General features: G+C 64.2%; 27 protein-coding genes and 2 pseudogenes. 15 read left to right on the top strand and 14 right to left on the bottom strand.

Going from position 1 to position 24,748, the window contains the following annotated elements:
• Positions 1-23 precede the first annotated feature (23 nt).
• The 4 genes from dcd to V2L32_RS09245 are packed head-to-tail and all read left to right on the top strand — an operon-like array spanning position 24 to position 2,456.
• Positions 24-611, top strand: coding sequence for a dCTP deaminase (gene dcd / locus V2L32_RS09260; protein ID WP_331236206.1), 588 nt, complete (start codon positions 24-26; stop codon positions 609-611).
• Positions 608-874: a hypothetical protein gene (locus tag V2L32_RS09255; protein ID WP_331236205.1), complete on the top strand. Its 267-nt coding sequence runs from the start codon at positions 608-610 to the stop codon at positions 872-874. Before dcd ends, V2L32_RS09255 begins: the two co-directional genes overlap by 4 nt.
• Positions 871-1,788 carry a thiamine-phosphate synthase family protein gene (locus V2L32_RS09250; protein WP_331236204.1) on the top strand — a complete coding sequence of 306 codons (918 nt, stop codon included), beginning with the start codon at positions 871-873 and terminating at the stop codon, positions 1,786-1,788. Before V2L32_RS09255 ends, V2L32_RS09250 begins: the two co-directional genes overlap by 4 nt.
• On the top strand, positions 1,785-2,456 hold the full coding sequence (locus V2L32_RS09245; protein ID WP_331236203.1) for a class I SAM-dependent methyltransferase: 672 nt from the start codon (positions 1,785-1,787) through the stop codon (positions 2,454-2,456). Before V2L32_RS09250 ends, V2L32_RS09245 begins: the two co-directional genes overlap by 4 nt.
• On the opposite strand, the gene V2L32_RS09240 is transcribed toward V2L32_RS09245, so the two are convergent.
• On the bottom strand, positions 2,453-2,845 hold the full coding sequence (locus V2L32_RS09240) for an acyl-CoA thioesterase (RefSeq protein WP_331236202.1): 393 nt from the start codon (positions 2,843-2,845) through the stop codon (positions 2,453-2,455). The genes V2L32_RS09245 and V2L32_RS09240 overlap by 4 nt on opposite strands.
• Positions 2,846-2,903: 58 nt before the next feature.
• On the bottom strand, positions 2,904-3,665 hold the full coding sequence (locus V2L32_RS09235) for a DUF7001 family protein (RefSeq protein WP_331236201.1): 762 nt from the start codon (positions 3,663-3,665) through the stop codon (positions 2,904-2,906).
• Positions 3,666-4,073: 408 nt separating this feature from the next.
• Between V2L32_RS09235 and V2L32_RS09230 the strand changes: the two genes are divergently transcribed.
• Positions 4,074-5,627, top strand: coding sequence for a SagB/ThcOx family dehydrogenase (locus tag V2L32_RS09230; protein ID WP_331236200.1), 1,554 nt, complete (start codon positions 4,074-4,076; stop codon positions 5,625-5,627).
• A gap of 124 nt (positions 5,628-5,751) precedes the next feature.
• Positions 5,752-5,901: a DUF7837 family putative zinc-binding protein gene (locus tag V2L32_RS09225; RefSeq protein WP_331236199.1), complete on the top strand. Its 150-nt coding sequence runs from the start codon at positions 5,752-5,754 to the stop codon at positions 5,899-5,901.
• Between the two features lie 17 nt (positions 5,902-5,918).
• Here V2L32_RS09225 and V2L32_RS09220 read toward each other — a convergent pair whose 3' ends face one another.
• Positions 5,919-6,848 (bottom strand): sulfide-dependent adenosine diphosphate thiazole synthase, encoded by a 930-nt coding sequence (locus V2L32_RS09220; RefSeq protein ID WP_331236198.1) that lies wholly within the window; start codon positions 6,846-6,848, stop codon positions 5,919-5,921.
• Positions 6,849-6,888: 40 nt separating this feature from the next.
• Here V2L32_RS09220 and V2L32_RS09215 point away from each other — a divergent pair, with 40 nt between their 5' ends.
• From V2L32_RS09215 to V2L32_RS09200, 4 genes are read left to right on the top strand one after another with little or no spacing between them, the layout of a single operon-like run.
• A complete protein-coding gene (locus tag V2L32_RS09215) occupies positions 6,889-7,674 on the top strand; it encodes a hypothetical protein (protein WP_331236197.1) in 786 nt (261 codons plus the stop codon).
• Positions 7,629-8,030: an FxLYD domain-containing protein gene (locus V2L32_RS09210; RefSeq protein WP_331236196.1), complete on the top strand. Its 402-nt coding sequence runs from the start codon at positions 7,629-7,631 to the stop codon at positions 8,028-8,030. The genes V2L32_RS09215 and V2L32_RS09210 overlap by 46 nt, the downstream gene beginning before the upstream one ends.
• A gap of 6 nt (positions 8,031-8,036) precedes the next feature.
• On the top strand, positions 8,037-9,629 hold the full coding sequence (locus tag V2L32_RS09205; RefSeq protein WP_331236195.1) for a flippase: 1,593 nt from the start codon (positions 8,037-8,039) through the stop codon (positions 9,627-9,629).
• Between the two features lie 31 nt (positions 9,630-9,660).
• Positions 9,661-10,743 carry a molybdopterin-dependent oxidoreductase gene (locus tag V2L32_RS09200; protein ID WP_331236194.1) on the top strand — a complete coding sequence of 361 codons (1,083 nt, stop codon included), beginning with the start codon at positions 9,661-9,663 and terminating at the stop codon, positions 10,741-10,743.
• Between the two features lie 5 nt (positions 10,744-10,748).
• Here the strand turns inward: V2L32_RS09200 and V2L32_RS09195 are convergent, their stop codons facing one another.
• Together V2L32_RS09195 and V2L32_RS09190 are read right to left on the bottom strand one after the other, a co-directional pair.
• Complete coding sequence (locus V2L32_RS09195) at positions 10,749-11,525, bottom strand: 4-phosphopantoate--beta-alanine ligase (protein ID WP_331236193.1); 777 nt, start codon at positions 11,523-11,525, stop codon at positions 10,749-10,751.
• 42 nt (positions 11,526-11,567) lie between these two features.
• Positions 11,568-12,407 carry a pantoate kinase gene (locus V2L32_RS09190; RefSeq protein WP_331236192.1) on the bottom strand — a complete coding sequence of 280 codons (840 nt, stop codon included), beginning with the start codon at positions 12,405-12,407 and terminating at the stop codon, positions 11,568-11,570.
• A 140-nt stretch (positions 12,408-12,547) separates the two neighbouring features.
• Here V2L32_RS09190 and V2L32_RS09185 point away from each other — a divergent pair, with 140 nt between their 5' ends.
• Positions 12,548-12,970, top strand: a complete 423-nt coding sequence (locus V2L32_RS09185) for a VanZ family protein (protein WP_331236191.1) — start codon at positions 12,548-12,550, stop codon at positions 12,968-12,970.
• Here V2L32_RS09185 and V2L32_RS09180 read toward each other — a convergent pair.
• The 3 genes and pseudogenes from V2L32_RS09180 to V2L32_RS09170 all read right to left on the bottom strand — a co-directional run bounded on the left by V2L32_RS09180 (position 12,922) and on the right by V2L32_RS09170 (position 14,905).
• Complete coding sequence (locus V2L32_RS09180; protein ID WP_331236190.1) at positions 12,922-13,509, bottom strand: hypothetical protein; 588 nt, start codon at positions 13,507-13,509, stop codon at positions 12,922-12,924. The genes V2L32_RS09185 and V2L32_RS09180 overlap by 49 nt on opposite strands.
• A gap of 403 nt (positions 13,510-13,912) precedes the next feature.
• A pseudogene (locus tag V2L32_RS09175) lies at positions 13,913-14,713 on the bottom strand (sulfite exporter TauE/SafE family protein); the annotation flags it as partial.
• A 12-nt stretch (positions 14,714-14,725) separates the two neighbouring features.
• Positions 14,726-14,905: a hypothetical protein gene (locus tag V2L32_RS09170; protein WP_331236189.1), complete on the bottom strand. Its 180-nt coding sequence runs from the start codon at positions 14,903-14,905 to the stop codon at positions 14,726-14,728.
• Between the two features lie 475 nt (positions 14,906-15,380).
• On the opposite strand from V2L32_RS09170, the gene V2L32_RS09165 reads away from it, so the two are divergent.
• Entirely contained in the window at positions 15,381-16,697 is a 1,317-nt protein-coding gene (locus V2L32_RS09165; RefSeq protein WP_331236188.1) for a multicopper oxidase family protein, read from the top strand.
• Positions 16,698-16,732: 35 nt separating this feature from the next.
• Here V2L32_RS09165 and V2L32_RS09160 read toward each other — a convergent pair whose 3' ends face one another.
• The 4 genes from V2L32_RS09160 to V2L32_RS09145 form a co-directional block, all read right to left on the bottom strand.
• The gene (locus V2L32_RS09160) at positions 16,733-17,089 is read right to left on the bottom strand and encodes an SHOCT domain-containing protein (RefSeq protein WP_331236187.1); all 357 of its coding nucleotides are present in this window, start codon (positions 17,087-17,089) and stop codon (positions 16,733-16,735) included.
• Between the two features lie 108 nt (positions 17,090-17,197).
• A complete protein-coding gene (locus V2L32_RS09155) occupies positions 17,198-17,482 on the bottom strand; it encodes a hypothetical protein (protein ID WP_331236186.1) in 285 nt (94 codons plus the stop codon).
• A gap of 260 nt (positions 17,483-17,742) precedes the next feature.
• A complete protein-coding gene (locus tag V2L32_RS09150) occupies positions 17,743-19,755 on the bottom strand; it encodes a cation:proton antiporter (protein ID WP_409348434.1) in 2,013 nt (670 codons plus the stop codon).
• Between the two features lie 218 nt (positions 19,756-19,973).
• Complete coding sequence (locus tag V2L32_RS09145; RefSeq protein ID WP_331236184.1) at positions 19,974-21,326, bottom strand: potassium channel family protein; 1,353 nt, start codon at positions 21,324-21,326, stop codon at positions 19,974-19,976.
• Positions 21,327-21,576: 250 nt separating this feature from the next.
• Here V2L32_RS09145 and V2L32_RS21130 point away from each other — a divergent pair.
• Positions 21,577-22,023, top strand: a pseudogene (locus V2L32_RS21130) (HVO_A0114 family putative DNA-binding protein).
• A 160-nt stretch (positions 22,024-22,183) separates the two neighbouring features.
• Here V2L32_RS21130 and aspS read toward each other — a convergent pair.
• On the bottom strand, positions 22,184-23,488 hold the full coding sequence (gene aspS, locus V2L32_RS09130) for an aspartate--tRNA(Asn) ligase (protein WP_331236181.1): 1,305 nt from the start codon (positions 23,486-23,488) through the stop codon (positions 22,184-22,186).
• A 132-nt stretch (positions 23,489-23,620) separates the two neighbouring features.
• On the opposite strand from aspS, the gene V2L32_RS21125 reads away from it, so the two are divergent.
• Together V2L32_RS21125 and V2L32_RS09115 are read left to right on the top strand one after the other, a co-directional pair.
• Positions 23,621-23,818, top strand: a complete 198-nt coding sequence (locus V2L32_RS21125; RefSeq protein ID WP_409348433.1) for an antitoxin VapB family protein — start codon at positions 23,621-23,623, stop codon at positions 23,816-23,818.
• A 53-nt stretch (positions 23,819-23,871) separates the two neighbouring features.
• Positions 23,872-24,024 (top strand): PIN domain-containing protein, encoded by a 153-nt coding sequence (locus tag V2L32_RS09115; RefSeq protein ID WP_331236180.1) that lies wholly within the window; start codon positions 23,872-23,874, stop codon positions 24,022-24,024.
• Between the two features lies 1 nt (position 24,025).
• Here the strand turns inward: V2L32_RS09115 and V2L32_RS09110 are convergent, their stop codons facing one another.
• Positions 24,026-24,724: a phosphoglycerol geranylgeranyltransferase gene (locus V2L32_RS09110; RefSeq protein WP_331236179.1), complete on the bottom strand. Its 699-nt coding sequence runs from the start codon at positions 24,722-24,724 to the stop codon at positions 24,026-24,028.
• Between the last annotated feature and the right edge of the window lie 24 nt (positions 24,725-24,748).

The raw sequence follows: 24,748 nt of genomic DNA, 5'->3' as shown, positions 1-24,748 counted from the left end.
CCTCCCGCGGCGGAGGGTGGCACATGATCCTCTCCGATGCGGACATCGCTCGTCGGCTCTCCGAGGGCGAGCTCGTGATCGAGCCGCTCTCCGATCCCGACCTCCAGATCCAGCCCGCGAGCGTCGATCTCAGACTGGGCCGCGAGTTCCTCGAGTTTCAGCGCACCAACATCCCCTGTATCCACCCCGACAGCGAGCGAGAGGTCTCGGAGTACGTGCGCGAGACCGTCGTCGAGGACGGCCAGGAGTTCGTCCTCCACCCCGGTGACTTCGTCCTCGGGACGACCGTCGAGCGCGTCGAGATCCCCCCGGACCTGATCGCGCACGTCGAGGGTCGGTCCTCGCTGGGTCGGCTCGCGGTCGTCGTTCACGCCACCGCGGGCCTCTGCGATCCGGGCTACAGGGGCCAGATCACGCTCGAACTCTCGAACCTCGGGAGCGCGCCGGTGGCGCTCACCCCCGGGATGCGGATCTCACAGCTCACGTTTACCGAACTGAAGACACCCGCCGAACGCCCCTACGGCTCCGATCGGGGATCGAAGTACCAGGACCAGGCGGGGCCGCAGGCGTCGCGGATCCAGGGGGATTCTGAATTCGGAGGTGACCAATGAGCGCGAGACGCGAGCGGAGCGAGCGTCTCGGTATGAGCGAGCGAGGAACGCCGCGACTCGCGAGGAGCGCGAGTTCGACCAACGGGAGCCCTCGAAACGGCGAACGGGGTATCGCGGGAGACGCAGTGCGTGCCTCGAACCGTGCGAGCGAGCCACCGGCCTGCGAGCAGCGCGAGAGCCGAGTGGAGCGACCCGCGAGCGTATCCGAACGGAGCGAGCGTCCCGGCATGGACGAGAACGGGAAGTGGGTGACGAGCCGATGAGGTTCGCGGAGGAGGTGGTCGTCGACGAGTTCCTGCCGACCTTTCGCTCGATGCTCGCGGAGGCGTTGCGGGACAGGGGACTGACCCAGAGCGAGGTCGCCGATGCGCTCGGGATCAGCCAGAGCGCCGTCTCGAAGTACGCCCACGGCGAGGTCGCCCAGCGAGAGGAGGTCCTCTCGGACGAGCGAGTTCGAGAACTCGTCGCGGAGGTCGCCGACGGTCTCGCGGAGGGAACGACGACGCGTGTCGGCGCGCTCGCCGACACGGAGGTGCTCATCCGCCGGCTCGAAGCGCGCGGCGACCTGATCGCTCGGCTCCACGAGGAGGCGATGCCCGAACTCGCGGAGTACGACGGCGAGTTCCGCATCCACGACGCCGAGAGCGAGCTGATGACCGCCGAACGTGTGCGGTCGTCCGTCCGCCGGGGGCTCCGAACCCTCGAGAACGCGAGCGGTTTCGCGGGGCTGATCCCGGCGGTCGGCTCGAACCTCGTCGAGTGCACGCCCGGCGCGGAGACCGTCGACGACGTCGCGGGCGTCCCGGGGCGGATCTTCGACGTGAAGGGGCGGACAACGATCCCCGGTAGCCCGGAGTTCGGGGTGAGCGAACACGTCGCGAGCGTGCTGCTCGCCGTCAGGGACGCGGGTAGCGGCGCCCGCGCGGCGCTCAACGTGAGATACGACCCCGCGATCGTCGCCCGGCTCGCCGAGGGCGGACACACCGTCGTCGAGTTCGACGGCGAACGGCCGATCGGCGAGGCGATCGGCGAGGCGATCGAGGCGGAGCCAGGTGCGGAGGTCCTCGCACAGACCGGGGGCTTCGGCGTCGAGGCGATCACCTACGTCCTCGCGTCCGACGCGGAGACCGCCGCGGCGATCGTCCGCGACCGGCTGCTCTCGGAGGGCGAGCCGTGAGCGGGACGACCGCCGCACAGCGCTTTTACGGGCGGTGGGCGCTGCTCTACGACCTCGTGGCACGGTCGACCCCGGGCGTCGGCGGGCTCAGGGAGCGGACGGCCTCGTTGCTCGCACTCGAACCTGGCGACACGGTCGTCGACTTCGGAACCGGGACCGGCGCGAACCTCCCGTACCTCAGAGAGCGCGTCGGCCCCGAGGGGGTGGTGATCGGCGTCGACTTCACGCGAGGGGTGCTCAACCGGGCACGAGAGAGCGTCGATCGCGAGGGCTGGGAGAACGTCCACCTCATCTGGGGTGACGTCACCCGGCCCCCACTCGGAATCGAACCCGACGCGATACTCTCGTCGTTCGTCGTCGGGATGCTCGCGGAGCCGGGGAGGGAGGTCGAGCGGTGGATCGACGCGCTCGCGCCGGGGGGGCGGATCGTGCTCTGTAACGCCGCGCGGAGCCGTCGGTGGTACGGGCCGGTCGTGAACGCGCCGTTCCGGGGGCTGGTACTCGTCTCGACGCCCGGGCCGCGCCGCCGTGGATTCGAGCGCTCGGCGACCGAGAAACTCGACGAGCGGATCGCCGAGGCTCACGGAACGCTCGCGGGGCGGTGTGGCTCGGTCGTCGAGGAGGACCACGCCTGGGGTATCGTCCGGATCTCCGCGGGAACCGTCTAGAGCGCCTCGAGGCGCGTTCTGTACCGATCCGGGATCGGCGCCGACTCCTCGGTCTCCCTATCGATGAAGACCTGCACCGTCTCCGCTCGGGCTGCCCGTCTCGCCCCCGTTTTCACCTCGTAGGACATCTCGAGACTCGACGTGCCGATCGAGTCGATCGTGAGTTCTACCCGTACCGTTTCCCCCAACTGGATCGGCCGTTCGTAGTCGATCGAGAGGTGGACGAGCACGGTCGGGACGGCCGAGAGGTCTGCGTCGAATAGCTCGTCGAAGAGGTCGGCGCGCGCCTGCTCGAGGTAGGTGGCGTAGACCGCGTTGTTGACGTGGCCCATCGCGTCGATGTCGCGAAAGCGGGTCGGGTACTCGTAGGAGAACGTCCGGTCTGTCATCACCGAACGAGCGACGGACAGCCACAAAAACGCCGCGACATCCGTTCCGGATCGTGTCTCACCCGTACCGTTCCGCGTGCCCCGGACAGAACTCCGGCTCCTCGAGCTGTGCGCGGATCAGCGCCGGCTGGCGGTGTGCGTTATACAGCCGACAGTGTTCGTCGTCGCAGAACGCCTCGCCCGTTTCGAGATACGCGACCGCCTGGAGGACGTAGCCACGGAGCGCCTCCGTCGTCCGTGGGTCCTCGGCGACGAGGAACTCGCCGGTGACGCCGCTTTCCAGTACTTCGCGAGGCGGAACGTCACCCGAGACCATCGCCCGACGCTGCTGTTCCTTGTAGTACGACTCGGGCTTGGCGGGCGCCTCGTAGAGACCTGGAACCGAGACGAGCGCGGGCTGGCCGAGGACGGTCACCCGCTTGTGCCAGCGGCCGTCGTGGTCGCCCCAGGTCGCGAGCGCGCGGTCGAGCACCGGGACGTGCAGGCGAGAGAGGTCGCGTTTCCCCTCCGGGAGTGCGGCGTTGAGCGTTCGCTGAACCGCCACGCCGTCGTAGAGCACGCCGCCCGCCCGGTCGGGGTCCTCCAGGGCACGCTCCTCGTACCGGATCGTCCCGAGCAGCGTGTTGCCCGTCTCGCGCTCGCGGGGCGAGCGCACGCGCGCCGCGGCGAACCGTTCGGCGAGGTCAGGTGTCGAAAAGCGATCGAGAAATCGACCGCGTACCTCCACGCTCGCGTCGATCCGCGCGTCGAGCCAGCCGGCGAGAGCGTCGACGTCGCAGACGGTCGTCGGCGCGCGGTACAGCGTGACGCGATCGACCATGGTCCACGTAGTGGTACCACTACGTGAAACGGTTTCGGTCGGAACGGATCGCGAAGAAAGGAGCCGCGCTGGTACTCGTGATCCGTTCGCTATCCGGTGAGCGAGCCGCCGGGGGCGATGCGGACCGCCGGTCGCCCGTCCTCACGCCGGTCGTCAGACTCGGGGAAATCGGGCGAGTGAGCGATCGTTCGTCGAACTCGTCGGCCGGTCGGGACGCGGGTCGCTAGCTGGTGCAGTTTCTTACTCATACACGAGTTAATAGCGGCGGCACACCCTTAAGTGTTGTCGGGAATGAACGATCGTGAGCGAGAGGGCGTCCCGAACGGACGAGTGACATGGAGGTCCGTCTTCAACCCCCCGCCCTACCCTGGCGAGGTGTTATCCGTCGGGCCGTCGCACACGTCCCGTATGGTCGACGCCCGCGAGTACCACGAGCGGACGAACCACAGCCCGGAGAGCGTTCGCGAGGAGGGGTTCGAACTCGACTTCTCGAACCGTCCGCAGCCGTACAAGCTCTACACCGACCTCCCGAGGGTGGCGCTGTCGTCCGTTCACGTGCCGATAGCACCGGTGCTCTCGGCCGTCTCCGAGGCGGCGGCCGATCCGCTCGCGGACGCCGAACAGCCTTCGCCGAGAGCGCTCGACCACGAGACGCTCGCGACGCTCTGTTACGAGGCGAACGGGGTCGTCAAGACGGTCACGGCGGACGGACGCGAGCTGGCGTTCCGGGCGGCCTCCTGTACGGGCAAGCTCTACCACGTCGACCTCTACCTCGTCTGTGGCGACTGCGGTGGCCTCGACGCCGGCGTCTACCACTTCGACCCGCGGACGTTCTCGTTCGACGTGCTCCGGGAGGGGGATTACCGAGGGGTGGTCGCCGAGGCCGCGGGCGACTACCCGCCGGTAGTGGACGCTCCCGCGACCGTCGTCGCGACGTCGACGTGGTGGCGAAACGCCTGGAAGTACAGGGAACGGACCTACCGCCACGCCTTCTGGGACTCGGGGACCGTGCTCGCGAACCTGCTCGCAGCGGCCCACGCCCTCGACCGCCGCGCGGAGGTCGTGACCGCGTTCGCGGACGACGCGCTCTCAGGGCTCCTCGGCGTCGATCCGGAGCACGAGGCACCACTCGCTGCCGTCACGATCGGCCACGGTGAGCCCGCTCCGAAGGCGATCGAGGTCACGCCGATCGACCCCGCGACGGAGCCGCTCTCGGAGCGCGTCGTCGAGTACCCGCTGATCCCGGACGCATGGAGACAGAGCACGCTGGACGGCGGAAACACCGTCGAAGAGTGGCGAGAGCGCTGTCTCGAAGCCGGATCGATCGGAACGTCGGTGAGAACGGACGACGAGGATGGCGACCGGGTCGCCCTCGATCCGGTCGGTCACGGGACCGCGTCCGCGCGTCCGCTCCACCACACGATCGTCAGACGCGGCTCCTGTCGAGAGTTCTCGGGCGAGGCGGTCGGCCGACGGAAGCTCGGTACAGTCCTCGACCGGGCGACTCGCGGCGTGCCGGCGGACTGGAACCGGTGCGAGGCCGACGGCCTCCGGTACAACGACGTCTACGCGCTCGTCGCCGGCGTCGAGGGGGTCCCCGACGGCACCTACCGGTTCCATCCGACGGAGGGCGAACTGGAGCGACTCGGGGAGGTCGACCGGCGGACGAAGACACACCTCGCGCTCGACCAGACGTGGGCCGGCGCAGCGCACGTGAACGTCTACCTGATGGCGGATGTCGAGAGGATCGTCGAGCGGCTCGGGAACCGCGGCTACCGGCTCGCCCAACTGGAGGCGGGGATCACCCTCGGCCGGCTCTACCTTGCGACGTACGCCCACCGCGACCTCGGCGGGACCGGCCTCACGTTCTACGACTGCGAGGTCTCGGATCACCTCTCGCCGCGGGACGCGGGTCATGTACCGACGTGTCTGTTCGCGTTCGGAAGGCGCGAGGGAGCCTGAGTGTATTCGGGCTGCACCGATCGAATCGGGGTTCACTTTCAGCACACACGGATCGCCCTCATCACCCAGTAGAAAGTGTATGACACGCGGAGCACCGACCCGTTCGTACCGGACTCCGCCAACTATGTCCGTCGACCGCTCATCGACCGGCGTCTGCCCGTCCTGCGAGTCGGTCATCCCGCAGAGCCGTGTCCTCATCGAGTACGAGAAACGGGGAGAACGGGCCGCGTACGCCGAGTGTCCCTCCTGTGCCGAAGTGGTCGGCCTGCAGTAGCGAGAGGATGTCCGCGCTCAGTCGTCGGCCGGTGTCGCACTGCTCGTGAGCTGCACGTCGGGGGCGTCGACGCCGAGTTCGTCGATCGCGGCCTGCGCCGCACGCTTTCCGGAGACGAGCATGGCGCCGAAGGTCGGGCCCATCCGCGGCAGGCCGTACGTGGTAGCGGTCGCCATCCCCGTCACGATCAGGCCGTCGTGAACGAGACCCGTGTGTTCGACGACCGCATCCTCGCTCTTGCCGACCCACATCGAGTCGTGCCCGGGAGAATCGTGTCCGGGCGCGCCGTACTGCTCGCCGTCGGTCCCATCCATCACCGTCCCTCGCTCGCGCGCGTCGCCGATCCCCGGCGCGTCGAGCACGCCGCGCTCGTCGAGTTTCGTGACCGCCATCGCGTCGTGGCCGGTCGCGTCGATCACCAGATCCGCCTCCACGGCCACCGGGTCGACGCAGGTGATCTCTCGCGGGAGCGCGTGGACCGGGGTCCAGTTCATGACGATCCCGGCCACCCGGTGGTCCTCGCGGATCACGATGTCGGTGAACTCGGTCATGTTCTGGGTCTTCGCGCCGGCGTCGCAGGCGGCTTTGATCAGCGCCGAGCAGGCGTGCGGGCCGTTCGCCACGTAGAGCCCCTCGGTGTCCTGTGCGGCCTTGTAGTCGACGTCGAGGTTCCCCAAGATCGCCTCGGCGGGGCTTCTCACCGTCACCTTGTTCATCAGGAAGCCGCCGAGCCAGAACCCGCCGCCGAGGTAGTTGTTCTTCTCGACGACCATCGTCTTCACACCGCGCTCGGCCAGCTCTTTCGCGGCCATCAGCCCCGAGGGGCCGCCGCCGACGACGATCACGTCCGAGTCCGAGAAGTCCATGAACTCCTCGGTCCACTCCTGGCCGATCGCCCGGGTCACGTCCGCCTCGCCCACGTCGCTGAACGGTTCGTACTGACTCATACCACCGAGTGATATCGTTGCGTGGTAGAAAGGGGTTGCGATGATCGAGGTGTACAACCGGACTATCCGATCCGCCCACTCGCCCTCGGGCGACACGTCGGGTCGCGTCGAGCAGTTCGTTCCGGTACGCGGGCCGGTCGACCTCCACGGCGACCGGGAGCGAGGTCGGAAAGGCGCCGCCAGCGAGACGGAACTCCGCTCCGACGACGAACACTGCGAGCCACGCCTCGACAGGGATCGGCGCGTCGGCGAAGGCGACCGGAAACCGGGCGGTGTACTTCGTCAGCCGCGTACGCTCTCCCGCCCGGGTCCGCATCCCCTCTCCCCGGCTTCGATCGACGTCGGTGAACCCGCGCTCTTTCACATCCTCCGCGAAGCTTCGCCGTGCCTCCGAGAGAACCGTCGGGTACATACTCGCGGGACCGATACCGGGCGCGAGCGGCGGGAGGAACTCCAGCCGGGTCGCGAAGAAGAAACGCCACGGGTGATCCCCCGTTTCGGAAACCTCCCGGGCGACCGCCGCCCGGAGCGGTTCGTCCTCGTAGAGGAGCGTGTAGCTGCGGACGCTGCTCGTCGGGAGCGCGAACAGCGTCTCGCGCTCGCGCACGACGAGCGACCACTCCTCGCCGAGATCCGGGACCCCTGGAAAGCTCATCGAAGCCCGCTCCCGTGGTTTCCCTGCCGAACGTTCGGAGACGGTCGAAGGGCGGACACGGTCGCGGTAGGGAGCCCGGACATAGCTGTCGGTGTGTATTTCACGGGGCGACTCGTAGCGAACGTATGCACCGGCGACGGCTGCTCGCGGCCGGGTCCGCCACCCTCCTGACGGCGGTGACCGGCTGTCTCGGCAACTTCGGCCCGACCGACGGGCCGGCCGAGCCGGACCCCGAAGAGCGCGTGCGGATCGTCGAGAGCGAGCTGGTGAGAGAGGGGCAGGGGACCGACGAGGAGACCGTCGCGGTCGAGGGCGTCGCACAGATCATCGGCGACGAGGAGATCCGCTACGTCGAGGTGCGCGCGGAGTTCTACGACGCCGAGGACGACCTGCTCGACACGACCGTCGAGCGCATCGAGGACGTGACCGAACGACGGCGATGGGAGTTCCGCATCGAGTACCCGCACTACGGCGACGAGGCCGCCGAGGTCCGGGGATACAGCGTCGACGTCGCGACCAGCCTCTGATCACCGATGGTGGGACCGAGCGACGAGGAACGCTCGCCGCTCGACCCGCGCCCGCCGTCGTCGGAGCCGGCCGACGAGACGCTCCCCCCCGAGGACACCTCGACGGCGACGATGGCGAAACAGGGCTCGATCACCTTCGCCGGCAACCTGATCGGGAAGGTCTTCGGCTTCCTCATCGTCGCGATCATCACCCGACTGGTGAGTCCCTCGGTCTACGGGCTGTTCATCCTCGCGACCTCGATCATCCTCTTCGTCCAGGCGTTCGCGAACCTCGGGCTGCCGAAGGCGATCGACTACTTCGCCCCGCAGTACATCGCAGAGGACGACTACGGCCGCGCGAAGGGCGTCATCGTCGAGGTGTTCGCGATCATGCTCATCTCCTCGACCGTGGTGGCGGCGCTCATCTTCTTCAACGCGGACCGGATCGCGCTCGCGTTCGACGAGCCGGCGCTCGCCGCCGCGTTGCTCTTGCTCGCGATCTCCGTGCCGTTTCTCGCGATCAACAACGCGCTGCTCACGAGTTTCGGCGCGATCAAACGCCTCCGGTTCCGGGTCTACCAGCGCGACATCATCCGTCCCACCGTGCGGCTGTTCTCGACGACGCTCCTCCTCTTGGTCGGCTTCGGCCTGCTGGGCGTCGTCGGCGGCTACCTGATCGGACTGCTCGTCGCCATCACCGCGGGAGCGGTGTTGCTCTACCGAAACGCACCGAAGATACTCGCGGCGGAGACGACGCTCGTCTCGCCGGGACCGCTTCTCTCCTACTCCGTCCCGCTCGCGTTCGCGGGCATCATCTACGTCTTCCTCGGCCAGATCGACTACTTCGTCATCGGCTTTTTCCTCTCGAGCGAGGAGGTGGGCATCTACCGCGTCGGCTACGCGCTCGCGGCGAACCTGATGATCTTCCTCTCGGCCGTCGCCCCGATCTTCAAGCCGCTGATCGCGGAGGCGAAAGACGACGACGAGGCCGTCACCGAGCGGTACCGGACCGCGACGCGCTGGGTCGCGGGGCTCACCTTACCCCTCGGACTCACCATCGCGCTCGGCGCACCCGAGTTCCTCTCGCTGGTGTTCACCCCGCAGTACACCGCCGCGACCGCCGCGGTCATCATCCTCTGTGTCGGTTACTTCATAAACGCCTCCTGTGGCGGCCCCGACGGCACGCTGCTCCAGGGGCTCGGCTACGCCCGACTCGTCTTCGTCAACACGACGATCCTGCTGGCGACCAACCTCGTCGTGAGCGTGACGCTGGTCCCGCGGATCGGCATCACCGGTGCCGCGATCGGCACCGCGAGCGCGCTCACGATCACCGGCCTCGCCGCGCTCGCCGAGGCGTACTACTTCCACGGCGTCCACCCCTTCACGACCGACCTCGGGAAGGTGTTCCTCGCGGCGATTCCGGCGGCCATCGCCGGCGGTCTGGTCGTGCTGTTCGTCCCCACGACGATTCTCACCGCGACCGTCCTCCCGGTCGCGGTCTACGCGACCTACGCCGGGGTACTGGTCGCGACCGATGCGTTCACCGAGGACGACGCGGAGATCGCCGCGCAGTTGAGCCCCTCACTCAGGCGGGTCGTCCGCCTCGCCCGGTCGGAGTGAGCCTCTTACCCTTCCCACCCCTACGACGGGTATGCGAACGTCGGTGCTCTTCGCCCGACTCGCCCCGCCACCGCGGCTGGTGGACTGGTCGATCCTCGTCCTCGTCGTCGCGGAGGTCGCGAGCGGCCTGCTCTCGTTTACCGTCGGCACTCCCGATGGATGGTACGTGCTCTGGTTCCACCGCGTCGCTGGGATCACGCTCGCCTTCCTGCTCGGTTTCAAGCTCTACCGGGTGCGACACCGGATCCGACACAGAGAGCGATGGAAGCGATCGACCGCCCTCTCGATCCTCACCGCCTGTGTCGCCATCGGGGCCCTCGTCACGGGGGTCGCCTGGGCGCTCGGTCTCGTCTCCGTCGAGTCGCGAGTGCTCTACTGGACGTTCCTCTCGGTCCACGTCGGACTGGGCCTCGCGCTCGTCCCGCTGGTCCTCGCGCACATGAGCACGCGGTTTCGCGTGCCGAAGAGAACGGACTTCGCCGACCGACGGGACACGATCCGGTACGCGGGACTGTTCGCCGCCGGCGCGCTCGTCGTCCGGGCGCAGGAGACGCTCGCGGAGACGTTCGACACGCCGGGTGCAGACCGGCGCTTTACCGGCTCCCGACCCGTCGGGGGCGAGGGCAACGGGAGCTTCCCGATCACCTCCTGGGTGGCCGACGATCCCGACCCGATCGATCCCGATAGCTGGACGCTCTCGGTGACCGGACTGGTCGACCGTCCCCTCTCGCTCCCGTACGACGCGGTCGATCCCCGTACGGAGAGACGAGCGGTGCTCGACTGTACGAGCGGCTGGTACACGGTTCAGAACTGGCGGGGTATACGCATCGGCGACCTGCTGGATAGCGTAGAGATCGAAGACGAGGCGGAGTGGATCCGGTTCGTCTCGGTGACCGGCTATCGGTGGAGCCTCCCGGTCGAGGAGGCTCGCGACGCGCTGCTCGCGACGCACATCGGCGGCGAACGGCTGACCCACGGCCACGGCGCCCCGGTTCGACTCGTCGCGCCCGGTCGGCGCGGCTTCCAGTGGGTGAAGTGGGTCGAGCGGGTGGAGCTTCGAGCGGAAAACGACCCGGCACAGTGGCTGGTGACCCTCGTGAGTGGGTTCGACTGACGTCGCTACCGCAGTCCGGTCCGGATCACGTGTTCCGCGTCCGCGAGCGCGGCCTCGGCGTCGAACCCCTCGACGATCGCCTCGAGTTCTGCCTCGGACGCGTTTCGGAGGGAACGGGTGTGCTCGGTCACGTTCGGGAGCGCCCGAATCAGGTTGTCCACGATCGGGATGTCGGCCACCTGCGGCGAGCGCGAGAGGGGGTTGAGGTCGATCACGATCTCGGTCTTCCCAAGCTTCGAAAGCGCCTCCGCTCGGTCGCCGTCTTCTAAGGGAACGAGTACGACGTCCGCGGCGAAGATCCCCTCTCTATCGACCTTCGCGCGCTCGTGGTTCAGCCCTGGTACGCTGGCGTCGGCGGCCAGTCCGAGCACCTCCTCGGCCCCGTGCTCTCGAAGATGCGATACGATCGCGTTCAGCCGCTCGGGCGTGCGGTTGAACAGGTTGACCTCGATCGCCGCGCCCACGACCTCGGCGAGTTCGACGGTCTCCCTCGGTGCGAGCGCCGCGACGTTGCCGTTGACCGAGATCACCGGACGCTCCGCGAGCAGGAGCGCCGCGGCGGCCGCGCGCTCTGCCTCCCTCGCGCTCTCGATCGTCCGCTCGCCGAGCAGGTAGTCGAACGCGCTCCCCCGGCCCTCGGCGTGCATCCCCTGGAGGTGGGTGATCCCCTTCTCGACGCCCACCTCGATTCGGTGTCTCGTCACGAGGTCCTGGTACCGGGGGTGTTCCTCGGGGATCTCCTCCTCGGAGTCGACCTCCGCGGGGACCGGTTCGTCGCTCACGCCAGAGGGTGGCCCGCCGAGGGACAAAAGCCGACCGATCGGTCACTCGCTCTCGAGCGTCGCACCCGCCGGGTGGGTCCGACAGACGGAGGGATCGAAGCCCGCGTCGGAGAGCCCGGTACCGAGCGCGAACACCGTGCGGCCGAGCATCGCCATCGAGGCCTCGCCCCCCGCCTCGGAGACCGCCTCTATCGTCTCTCTCACCTGCTCGGTCAGGAGCCCAGCCTCGCGGGCGAACCGGCGGGAGACGAGCATCAGATGTGGAAGTGTCGGCTCCTCGACGAGCGCCGAGAGCGCCCTCGCACCGGCCGCGGAGAGCGTCTCCGTCTCGCTCGAGAGCACCTCCTCGGTCGCGAGCTCGCCGAAGGTGACGTACTCGATCCGGGCGGTGGCGGGGACGGCGTCGAGAAAGCCGTGCGGTGGTGCCCCGGCTTCGAGTCGGATCGGGATCCCCCCGTGTGCCTGGGCGACGACGTCGCCCAGACCCGTGCCCGAGAGTACCTCCGCGCCGTGGGCGAGACGGACGAGTTCGTTCGCCGAGAGCCGCCGGTCGAACGTCCGGTTGGCCGCCAGCGCCGTCCCGAGCGCCATCGCGCCGGAGGTCCCGAAGCCGGCGCCGATCGGGAGGTCGCTCTCCGCCTCGACCCGGCAGGTCACAGAGAGCGCGTCGAGCACCCGTTCGACGGGGTCGATATCGACCGTCTCGCCCTCCAGAGTCACCGACCGCTCCCCGGCGGGTTCTGCCCGGACGGAGACTCCGTCGGTCAGCGTCAGTCCCGCACCTCTCGATCCCGCCCGGATCGGGTCCTCGTCCTCGTGGACGCTGAAGAAGCCCGTCACGTGGCCTGGGACGAACGCACGCCCCGGCGCAGCCTCGCTCATTGCCCGGACTGGGCGGGCGCAGCGTATAATCCTTCTATTTCGTCGCTCCGATCGCTCGCTCGTTCGAGCCGGGAGGGGCGTCCCGTGACGGATACGGAACTACCGTTTAAATTATATATTTATATCGTATACGTTTGACGATGAGAGCTGCACGCGCCGTCGGTCTCCTCGCGTTCTCGGTCGCCGTGGGGGCGATCGTCTACTACTCCGTCGTCCCGTTCCCGTTCGACCTCGTTCCCGACTCCGGGGTCATCGAGCCGGTCGGACCGAGCAGGCTGCTGCACCTGCTCGCCTACGGCGGAGTGACGGGACTGCTCCTCCTCGCCCTCCGGCCGACGACCGGTGTCGCCGTTGCCGTCGCAGTGGGGGCGTCGGTCCTGCTAGGAACGGGAATGGAACTCGTTCAACTGACGGTCCCACACCGGACGGCGAGCGCCGCGGACGTCGCGACGAACGCGGTCGCCTCGGTCGCGGTCGGCTCCGTGTGGCGCCTCGGATCCCGATTACGGGGGCTTCACTCCAGCCAGGGATCGCGCATGTCCCGTACCTCCTCGCCGAGATAGACGCGCGCGTCGGGGTGCTGGTCAGCGTCCTGGATGAGCGCCCCGTCGTCGCGGTGGCGTTCGAGTCGCTCCTTCGCGACCTCGCGGTCGATCCCGCCGATCACGCTCGCGGCGTCGAGCAGGAGCCCCTCGGGGACGCCCGGGCCGCGCCCGCCGGTCGCGATCTCGTCGTCGATCGTCGCGTTCTCGATCACCGCGACGTACTCCCGGAGGTCGTCGGAGTCGCGGAGGCGGTCGTGCCACGTCGCCGGGAAGGTGCTGATCCGGTCGTCACCGAGGTCGTACACCGTCTCGTCGTCGACCCACGTCTCCGAGTCGACGAGCGTCTCCTCCAGCGACGAGCGGAGTTCGCCGGGCTCGAACGAGGCGGGCTGTTCCGAGAGCGCCTCCTCGTACCCCCGGAACAGCTCCTCGGAGACGCCGGGAGCCTCCTCGGCGTGCTCGCGTTCGATCCAGAGCAGGAAGTCCCCGGGCAGCAGCTTCTCGCCGCGCTCGTTCGCGTCCTGCACGACGCCGTCGTTGATCTCGGCTCCTGCCATCGGTTCCCGGTACGGCCGAACGGCGAATAAGCGACACGGTGCGGGTGCGCGCTCGGGGACGTTCGTCCGCGAACGGCTTTTCGCGGCCCCGGCCGTTTCGGAGCCCTCGACCGAATCGTACTTGCTCGAATGCGTTGTAGTATATCGTATATGCCCTCGATCAGCGCTCGCATTCCGGAGAACGAGCGAGAGCAGCTCGACGAAGTGGCCGACCTGCTCGGCGAGGAGCGGAGCACGACGATCAGGCGGGCGCTGGCTCACCGCCTTCGTCCACTACTATTACACGCAACGACCGAATCAAGCGCTCATTAACCGCACTCCCGCCGAGAAAGTGATGAACAGGCAACTAGGCACTACCCTGCGAATGGAGTGCCTCACGTAGCCGGACGTGATCAGTAATTGATCAAAACAGAGCAGATCGTTCTTCGCGTATATTTTGCACCCCGAGGTAGAGGATGATCACGCTCATCAGCAGCGCACCCCCAAGGAGGAGCGTCAAACTAAACGTATGCAGCAGTTCTATGTCGTACGTATAGATGATAGTTTTGCTGGCCACCGAGACACTTCCAATGAGTAGCATAGCGCCGAAGGTCGTCCTGAGTTCCGCGTCGTCGAGATAGTCGGTGAGAACGGCACCGATACGAGTTCCGACCGTACTGCCGACGAGCAACGGAACCAGCATGGCGAAATGAATCGCTCCCTGCTGGCCATAAACGAATGCCCCGTACGCACTGGAGACAGTAATCTGGAAGATGTCGGTACCGACGGCGACGGCTCCCGGCATCGCCAGGCCGTACATGAGCGCGGGGACCATCAAGAATCCACCACCGACACCGAGGAACCCGGACAGACTGCCGACTACCAACGCGATCGGAAGCACCACCCAGACGGAGAGGGTAACGTCATTGTGAAAGGTGACCGTTGGCGGGATGGTGACTCGTTCGAGGTGAGCGGAGAGAGACGACGGGTTCTCGACAGAACTCTCGTCTCCGATCGCGGGATGTCGTCCGTCACGGATGACGAACACACCGATTGACGCGAGGAGTACGACGTAGAGAAGACTGACGACTATATCTGCGAGTCCGATATCCGCCAGAAGCAGTAATACTCGTCCCCCGATCTCGATGCCGGTCGTCATTCCGAGAATTAACAGGAAACCGAGTCGATAATCGATATGATCGAGGCCGCGATGCGTAATCGTCGCAGTGAGTGACGTTCAGAAGACGAATGCGAGTCCGGTTCCGACGGCAGTAGGGGCGGAATGTCCGAGAACGAGAAGCGCAGGGGTAACGAAGAAACTCCCACCCATCCCGAAGAACCCAAAGAGGATACCGACAGTCAGTCCAAACACGACAAATAGGACGATAAGTGGAATACCCACTTCGAAAAGGCTCATACGTTACTCTACGATTGCGATCGCTACAATCGTTACTCCGCCAGTTGTCCGAGATTCTGGGAGGGTGTCATGGAACGGTTCGCACACCCTCCCTGTGACTATCTAATGAACGGTAAGTACAGGGTGTGTAGTGATCGAATCGATCCTCCATCTCTCTATTACATGTCAAATCATTTCGAGGAATACGGGTAGTGAAGTCCCATAGACTATCGATCACCTCGCCTAAGTCGTACTCTCTATATGGTTGTTGGATTATAATAAGTTTATTGATGTCTATCGCCTCTATTCATAGATGGCCATCCCTCATAGATTCACTCGACGGCGATTCCTCCAAGCGAGTTGTGGGAGCATAGCGGTAGTGGCTGGCTGTACTGGTATGCAAAACCTACCTCCAGACAGAAATCCAGGCGACACGTCATCGTCCTCCGGACCAGTCGCACAGACGGGCGAAGAGCAGAACTTCACTCTCACGGCCATGGTGGGCGAACTCGACGTCGGCGCGGATCAACAGTCCGAAACCTGGCTTTACAACGACCAGTATCCGGGACCGGAGATCCGAGTCGCAGAAGGCGACCAGCTACAGATCGAGGTCGAAAACGAGTTGCCGGAGGGAACGACGGTCCACTGGCACGGGATTCCGCTCCCCAACGAGATGGACGGCGTTCCAGGTGTGACGCAAGAACCGATCGAACCAGGCGAGACGTTCACCTACTCGTACCCGGCGGGTCCAGCCGGCACGTATATTTATCATAGCCATGTCGGATTACAACTCGATCGTGCGCTGTCGGGGCCACTTATCGTCGAAGAAGAGACCCCGCACGTCGACTACGATCGGGAGTATACGTTCCTTCTCGACGACTATCTACCGGAGGAGCCACGCCTCGAATTCGGACAGGGAAGGGAGGGACCTGGTCCTGACGGCTCCGGTCCTCGTGATGGTCGAGGCCCCGGTCGAGGTCCTCGGAACGGTGATCAAGGGGATCCACCACACGGGCCCGGAATGATGCAGGGTCGACGACCGCCATACGCCGGATTGCTACTCAACGGTCGTCTGCCGACGGATCCTGATGTGCTGTCGGTCGAAGAAGGAGAGCGAGTACGGCTTCGGTTCATCAATCCAAGCAGTGCGACGACCTATCGTGTCGGTATCGGTGGTCACGAACTCACGGTCACGCATGCAGATGGTCGCCCTGTCGAGCCTGTGACTGTCGACTCGTTTCCGATCAGCATGGGCGAACGATACGACGTTCTTATCGAAGCCGAGAATCCAGGTACCTGGGCAATTCAAGCCATCCCCATCGAGGGAGATGAGTCACCCGCGGAAGCGATCGTCCAGTACGAAGGGGTCACGGAGTCCGATTCGATAGACCGACCGCAATCAAGCGGTCGAGAACTGTCCTACCGTGATCTTCGCGCGGTTTCTCCGATCGATGGAATCGATGGACGTCCGGAGCAGACGTTCGATCTAACCCTCACAGACGGTATGGGGAGACCAGGGCGATGGACGATCAACGGACAGGTCTACCCCGATGCAGACCCTCTTCACATCCGGGAAGGCGACCACGTTCGTGTGCGACTGCTCAATCGAAGCACGATGATCCACCCGATGCACCTCCATGGTCATTTCTTCCAGGTAGGAAGCGCGGTCAAGGACACGGTGATGGTCCCACCTCGAATGGGGCGCGTTCAGCTCGATTTCTTGGCCGATAATCCGGGTGATTGGCTATTCCACTGCCATCACACGTACCACATGGAGTTGGGAATGGCAAGAGTCTTCGAATATACCCAGTGAACGCTTGGATTTCCGTACGCTGTTCGCTCTTCTGTTCACTCTTCACGCTGGAGGCGGGTACGGCGTTCTTCGAACTCTTCGTTGGAGAGGTCGCCCCGAGCGTACGCCATACGGAGTTCTCTGAGTGCAGCATCCCTCTCTCGATGACTCGAGTGAACGAATCCCCAATAGATTAGATACCCGATGACGAGGAGAACGAGCAGGAACAACCCCTGCATCACGAGCCTCGGCCACCATACTCCCGTTCCATCCCACATCCCTGGATCACCCCACGGTCCCCACCACCCCATTCCCATCATCGGAGCCATAAGGAGCATCATCAGGAACGGAACGAGCAGCACGACCGCGACAATAAGGACGAGCAGTCGAACAAGGGTGTCGGTGGTTGTCATAGCTTAATTTCAATTTGTTAACTAATAGGCCTTGCTTCCCGAGTGAATCGGGCCTGCCGAGGTTCGTACTCCACAATGGGTGTTCGTCGACGAAACGAGAACGGCGAGTTAGATGGCGTCGTCAGGCCGATGAACATCGGCCATACGGCGGGCTTCGGCGGCGTATTGCTCTTGAAGTTCGGGATCATCGACGACGCCAACGTTTCGAGGATCGGCGTCGACGGCAACGGTGGTATCTCGGGCGTCGGTGAATGAAGTGAGTGCCCGTTCCTTACGGAAGTAGTATTTCCCGTCAGGGGTCGCGTAGGTGAGAATGATCAGGTTTTGTTCGTCGTCAGAGTACGTCCGTTCGACGAGCCATACGCGAATGTGATCGCCATCATCGTGATCCATACTGCATGGTTCGTGGTTCAACCAGTAGTGAGTAACGGGACACCCTCATGAGAGGTGGAGGGTGTGCCGAATTTGCGCTCCGGGTTCAGACTACTCTCTCTGAAATCATTGCTTACGGACAGATCAACCGATAATCAATATGCACGTATGGTGAACAGGTAGTTCAGTCTAAATGGGACGAAAGGAACGCATGCGAATTGTTCTATGACAACTCATTCTGGAGTGACCTCACTCTCCCCAATTCGGGAATTCGAGTGTTTTTATTCCATCGACAATTGCGGCTGCTCGTTGGTACTCCTACCGACCGGCGGATAGATTACGATGAAGTCGCCCGGCGTAAGCGTCGAGATGCGTTCGGTCAGTTCCTGGAGTTCTGGCCGCCATCCGATGGTGTTTCGGCGAGCACTCGCGCACACCACGAGGTCGCCCACGGTCAGGTCTTCCGTAAGAGCCTGAAAAAGCCGTTCCCAGTCATCGATGTGGTCTCTCTCAATTGGCGTGCTTGATTCGAGTTCTCCGAACAGTTGCCCGTAACGGTCTCCAGAATCCTCGACGACGAGTGCTCGTATCGGCGCTCCAATACCTGCTGCGATTCGTTCGATCGTCTGTCCGACCTCGTAGAAGTTTGGATCGTACCCCACTCTCGGTGGAAGCACGACGACGATTCGGGAGACGGTATTGAGCGGTTCCCTGATTCGGGAGACGAGAACGAGTTGATCGGTCCACGCGAGAACCTGCCGCGTAGTCTGACTGAAGAGCGGTTGCCTGTAGAGCCGCATCCCGTCCCAGTCGAGAAGGATCGTCGTGATCCGGTTTTCAACGGCTGCGCGTGTGATCCCGGAGGCGATGTTGTGATCGACACGAGTGTGAAACGTTACCGGTACCTCTGCGCCGGCAGCATACTCTTCCGTGTGTGCGATTGCTGCATTGGCGGTCGCAACCTTTCGCTCCGTTTTCGGTCCCGGGTGGACGACCGCCAGCGTGTGTAACGGTTCGGTGGATCGTTCCTCCCGGATAGATAACGCTAGATCGAGCAGCGATTCGTGATACCTCATCAGCTTCTCGTGGTGCTCGGGGACCGGGGTAAACGGAAGGAGGATCCGTTGGCGAACGTCGGTCGGCTTGCGTTTCCCTCGCCGCTCTTTCGTCACGACTGCTCGACCGTATTTCTCCACGACGATCGGACTGACCAGACTCACGACGAGGATCATCAACACTGCGCCATTGATCATATCCGTATCGAATCCTGAAATACCGGCGTCGAACGCGATGAGCACGATCGCCAACGCTTCGGCCTGTCCGACCGAGAGCCCGAACATGCTTCCGATCTGGTCGTGATCGTACGCGTACAGCAGGCCGGTCAGCCAGGACGCGACGAACTTCGTGACGAGTGTGAGTCCGATCAGTGCCCCAGCGAGCAGCAGCGACTCGCGGCCCCCAACAATCAAGGTCACATCGACGAGCAACCCTATCGAGAGAAGAAAGAACGGGATGAACAGTGCGTTGCCAACGAACTGGACGCGATTCATCAACGGCCCTCGATCGGGGATGAGCCGGTTAAGCGCCAGCCCTGCCACGAGCGCTCCGATAATGGGTTCGGCTCCGACTACTTCCGCGAACACCGCTGAACCGAAGAGGGCAGCCATGACGAACAGGAACTCGAAATAACTCTCTTCGGCGAGGCTCCGAAAGAACCGGCGACCGAGCCACGGAACGATATACCAGATCCCGGTGAAGAGCAGCGTGATACCAAGCCCGAGTTCCACCCAAAACAACCAATCGAGGGGAGCTTCCGCTGAAGCTCCCCTCGCGACGATGACGAGAACGAGCAGTGCGAGTACGTTCGTGAGAACGGTACCGCCGATGGTTGCCGTGACGGCGTCATTGCCGACGATCCCTAATTGACGGGCAACAGGATATGCGAGCAGCGTATGCGAGGCGAAGATAGCTGCGAACAATAACGCCGTCGGCAACGAAAATCCGAACACCCACATCCCGAAAACGGTACCGACTCCCTGAGGAATGAGGAAAGCGAGAACACCGAAGATGATGCTCTGGTCGATGTTGTCAAAAAACCTGTTGAGATCGATCTCGACACCGGCGAGGAACATCAGATAGATCAGTCCGACCTCCCCGAGGAGAACGATCGCATCCCCTCGCTCGAGGATACCAGCGGCATTCGGACCGATCGCGGCCCCAACGAGGATGATTCCGATAATTCCGGGTAATCGATGGCGTTCCAAGAGGAGTGGTGCGACGAGAAAGATAACCATCGCCAACGCGAAGATCGTCACCGGATCTTCGATAGGAAGGGGTTGAAATAGTGTCACGAGGAACCCACCACCGATCAAAACGTCATACTACCGCTTCACCTATCCTCTCTCCGATCGTTTTCGGAGTTGTCGTCGTGTCACAAACCGACAAGAGTCGAATTCCACGCGAAATGACGGACCTTTTGTCAATCTGGCGGAATCGATAGGGGCTGGGTGAATCACTCTCGTACGTAGATGAGGAGATCGTTTTGTTGGAGTTCGAAATCGTGGTCGGGTGCGAGGTGCAACTCCTCGTTTCGAGTGACACCGATGATGCGGTCGATGTCGAGCGCTGAGAGTTCTACGTCCGGGTCGCTCAGACGAGTGAACAGGAGATCACCGTCAGTACCGCTAACGGGTTCGTCGAGGACGGCAGCAGCGACCATCTGTCCGGAGATATCCGATAACTCGAGTACGTAGTCAGCGCCTGCTCGTTTGACTCGTCCAACTGCTTCGCTCTCCGTCACTCGCGCAAAGATATCGACCGTAGAATTCAGCTCACGGACGAGCAGTGTTGCGTACAGTGCCTGTCGGTCTTTCGGAAGCGAAATGATGACCGCGTCTGCGTTTTCTACGCCCGCCTCTTGAAGCGTCTTCGTAGTGGTTGCGTCGCCGACGACGTCCACGTGTTCGTCCTCGTCGATGTCTACGACGATCGGATTCGCACCCCAGGTTTCCAACGCCGACCGAACGGTACTGCCAACCGTTCCGTGACCGAGGATAACGATTCGATCGGACGGGATTCCCCCGCTCATCGCATAGTGCGTGGCGAGCGCTTGTCCGATTACCTGTCGTGGCTGTACGACGTACTCGACGCCAGCCGAGTGCAGATACTGTCGGAGTGTCGCGTCCTCGAGCGTTGCGGTTATCGGGACCATCGGAGCCACGTCGTGGACAGCGAGCGCAGCGTTCAGCGTCAACTGATCGTCGCCAGCGACGACCGCGGCCTGTGCCTTCTCGACCGAGGCTTTCCGGAGATCAGATTCGGATTCCGGATCGCCGTGTAACACGGTGTGTCCGAGGTCGCGGAGTTCTGCTGCGCGATCTTGGTCTGTTTCGATGATTACGTAGGGGTGTTGATGAGCGTGTGACTCGATCTCGGTGATGAACGTGTGGACGAGCGGCGTGTGTCCGGAGATTACGACGTGATTTTCGAGTGGCTCGACGGTATCGAACCGTCGTTGCTGGATGAATTGACTAAACCAGGGCACGACGAATAGTGGCAGGAGGAGAAAGAGGAGTAGGATGCCGGTGAACTGCATCAGAATCGTGAACAGGTTCATGATCGTCGTTTCCCATGGTGCGTCTTGCCCGTATCCCGTGGTCGTCAACGACTGGACGACCGTCTGGAGGGCGGCAGCGAGAGAGAGGTTGCGGTCCTCGTATACAGCCATACCATACCAGTACAAGGCCGTATAGACGCTCACGATGACGGCCACGATGACGATGTACACTGCGATGCGATACCCGAGGCTCAGCTTCGTTAACCGACGCGTCGTCTTCGTTGCCCAGCGATCGATACTCATCCCCATTCATCTATTCTCGCCATAGCCGAAGACTGCTGGGTCTTTCATCAGCAGTTGGGTACTACTCGGCTCTCTTCTCATGGTTCCCCGCCTTCTTCTCTCATTTCGAGCATATTTAGGTGCATAATGTGTCGGAACGTTCTACGACGAGATGGACGACCGCCGCAAGAGGTGACCCACTATGCCCGCCGAGCTCGACACCACACACGACAACACCGAGAACCTCACTAGCACCGACTCCACGGAGGAGATCGTGATGAACGACGTCGAAGCCGATGCGGGTTTCCTCGAGGACCGCGACCCCGAGGACTACCCCTCGAGACTGCGGATCACGTCCGAGTCCGACGAAGCACATCGCCGGGGCTCGCTCGAACGGATCGACCGCTAGGAAGCCGGCGAGGAGGTCCCGCACGTCATCAACTTCCAGAATCCGAGCGACCTCCGAGCACCCCTCACCGATCGTCGCGTCGAACTCCTCCGAAGCGTCATGACCGAGCGGCCGGACAGTATCCGTCAGTTGGCAGAGCGCATAGAACGCGACGTCAAGACGGTCCACGACGACTTCCACGTCCTCACGGAGTACGATATCGTGCATTTCGAGCAGGCCGGCCGGGCGAAGCGTCCGTTCGTTCCCTACGACACGATAGAGGTCAGTCTCGAAATCTCGACGTCACGTCCGGCTGATGATGCCGAATTAGCGTGATACCTGTACTCGAAATCACGATCGACTTTATCGAGCGGGAAACCGGAGGCCCCGCGAACACCCACGCGACCGTTACGGCGAGAGCCGTAACGGTCGCGTGGGAACACGGTCAGTCCGCTTCGCTCCGTTCCCTGCTCCCGCTCGATGACAGCGATTTCGCCTACGGGCTCAATCGCTGTCTGTCTCGCGGGAACAGAACGGCCTCGCGGATGTTCTCCAGCCCGAGCATCGTCATCACGAGGCGTTCGACGCCGTACGCCCAGCCGGCGTGCGGCGGCATCCCGTACCTGAACATCTCGGTGTAGTAGTCGAACTGTCCGGGGTCGAGTCCCTGCTGTTCGAAGCCGGCGACGAGTTCCTCGTACCGGTGTTCGCGCTGGCCGCCCGAGAGGAGTTCCATCCGCGGGTGCATCAGGTCGAAGCCCTTCGAGAGGTCCGGGTCGTCGTCGTAATCTTGAATGTAGAAGGGCTTGACCTCGCTCGGCCAGTCGGTGACGAAGTAGTGCCCGCCGACGTCCTCGCCGAGGGCGCGCTCGGCCTCGGTCGAGAGGTCGTCGCCCCAGACCAGCTGGACGTCGAGCGCGCCCGTGGCGTTGACCCGCTCGATCGCTTCTTCGTAGGTGAGCCGGGGGAGTGCCTCGTCCGGCACCGAGAACTCCTCGGCGAGCCCGAGCGTCTCGAGCTGGGACTCGCAGTTCTCCGCGACGCCCTGGTAGGCCGCCTTCAGCGTGCCCTCACACACGTCCATCGCCTCGTGGTGGTCGACGAACGCCGACTCGAAGTCGATCATCGTCGCCTCGTTCAGGTGCCGGGGTGTGTTGTGCTCTTCCGCCCTGAATATCGGCCCGATCTCGAAGACCCGTTCGAGTCCGCTGCCGACCATCAGCTGCTTGAACAGCTGCGGAGACTGGTTCATGAACGCCTCCTCACCGAAGTAGGTGATCGGGAACAGTTCGGTGCCACCCTCCGTACCTGTCGCGACGATCTTCGGCGTGTTGATCTCCGTACAGCCGACCGAGCGGAAGAACTCTCGCACCGCCCGGAGCACCTCCCCTCGGACCTCGAAGACCGCCTTCGTCTCCTCGCGGCGGACGTCGAGCGTCCGGTTGTCGAGTCGAGTGGAGAGTTCAGCGTCGACCTTCCCCGAGGGATCGAGCGGGAGGTTCGGCTCCGCAGGGGCGAGCACCTCGACCGTCTCGGGCGTGACCTCGACCCCGGTCGGCGCGCGCGGCTCCTCCTCGACCAGCCCGGTGACCGAGATGACGCTCTCCCTCGCGACGCCGAGGCCGGTCTCGACGAGCTCGTCGTCCATCTCCTCTTTCTCGAACTTGACCTGGATCTTCCCGCTCTTGTCCCGGATGATCAGGAACGCGATCCCGCCGAGGTCGCGCACCTCGTGGACCCAGCCGGCGACGGTGACCGAGCGACCGGGATCGGCGTCGGCCGTGTAGGTTCGGTTCTGCATACATGCGGTTTCGCCGAGTCGCACGTAAACGCTGTCATTCCCGGTTCCGAGCGATCGGGTGAGGAGCTCCTCTCGGGAGGGACAACGACTTACTACACCGCATACGGACGTGTACACACCGGGACGAAGACGATCCGACTCGACGACGAGGCGTACGAGAAGCTCGCCAGCCGAAAACGAGAGGGCGAAAGCTTCTCGGACGTCGTGAAACGGATCGCTGGAGAGCGCTCGTTGACCGAGGTCGCAGGGATCTGGGAGGGGAGGTCGACGACGTTCGCGAAGCGGTCGAGAAGCGACGCACCCGTCGCGATGGCGAGTGAGAGGACGTAGCCGAACGGTTCGAGTGATCCTCGATACGGCGTTCGGTGTCGACGTCTGGGACGGTGACGAAGGCGCACTCGACTGCCTCGGCGACTTCGATCACCGCGGACGACTGCATCGTCGCCGCGACCGCCCTCGTCGTCGAGGAAACCGTCGTAACGCGTAACGGCAGGCACTTCGAACGCGTCGAGGGCCTCGACATCCGGACGTGCTGATCTACGCCTCTTTCGCGGCGTCGACGGTCTCCGCGACCACGTCGGCACCCCGGTCGTGGAGCAGGTTTCCGACGACGATCACGTCCGCACGTTCGGCCATCGTGTACGCCGAGTCGTAGTCGGTGATCCCCCCGCCGTAGAACAGGACGGACTCGTCGAGCGCCTCCCGGGCCGCTGCAACGGTCTCGGGGTCGCCGAACGTTCCGGAGTACTCGATATAGACGATCGGCTGACCGAACATGTGTTCGGCGAGCTCCGCGTACGCCGCGACGTCCTCGGGGGTCTGGTCGCAGTCGGCCTGCGTGAGCTGTGCGACGCTCGCCTCGGGGTTGAGCACGATGTACGCCTCCGTGGAGGTGCGCTCCCAGTCGATGTCGTCGATGCGGACCCACTCCTTGTGCGCACCCACGACCCACGAGACGTCGCCCGCGTTGAACACCGTCGGGACGAGGTAGCCGTCGAGCGCTTCGTCGTCGACGACCACGGCCGGATTCGACGGCTCCTGGTAGAGCGGCACGTCGTACTCGCGACAGGCGTCGATGACCCGCCGTGTAGCCTCCGCGGTCACGTCGAGCGTGCCGCCGATCTCGATCGCGTCGGTGCCGGTCCGACAGACGTCCTCGAAGGAGTCCTCTGGCGCCAGCTCCTTGTCCGGATCGACCTTCACGATGTGATCCCAGTCGTCCCACGGCGCGCTCATTAGCCTCCCAATCCCGAAGGGCGC

Source organism: Halalkalicoccus sp. CGA53, assembly GCF_036429475.1.
In the GTDB taxonomy this organism is placed as follows: Archaea; Halobacteriota; Halobacteria; order Halobacteriales; family Halalkalicoccaceae; genus Natronorarus; species Natronorarus salvus.
Note: the sequence above shows the minus strand (reverse complement) of the source record. Positions and strands in the feature narration are given on the sequence as shown.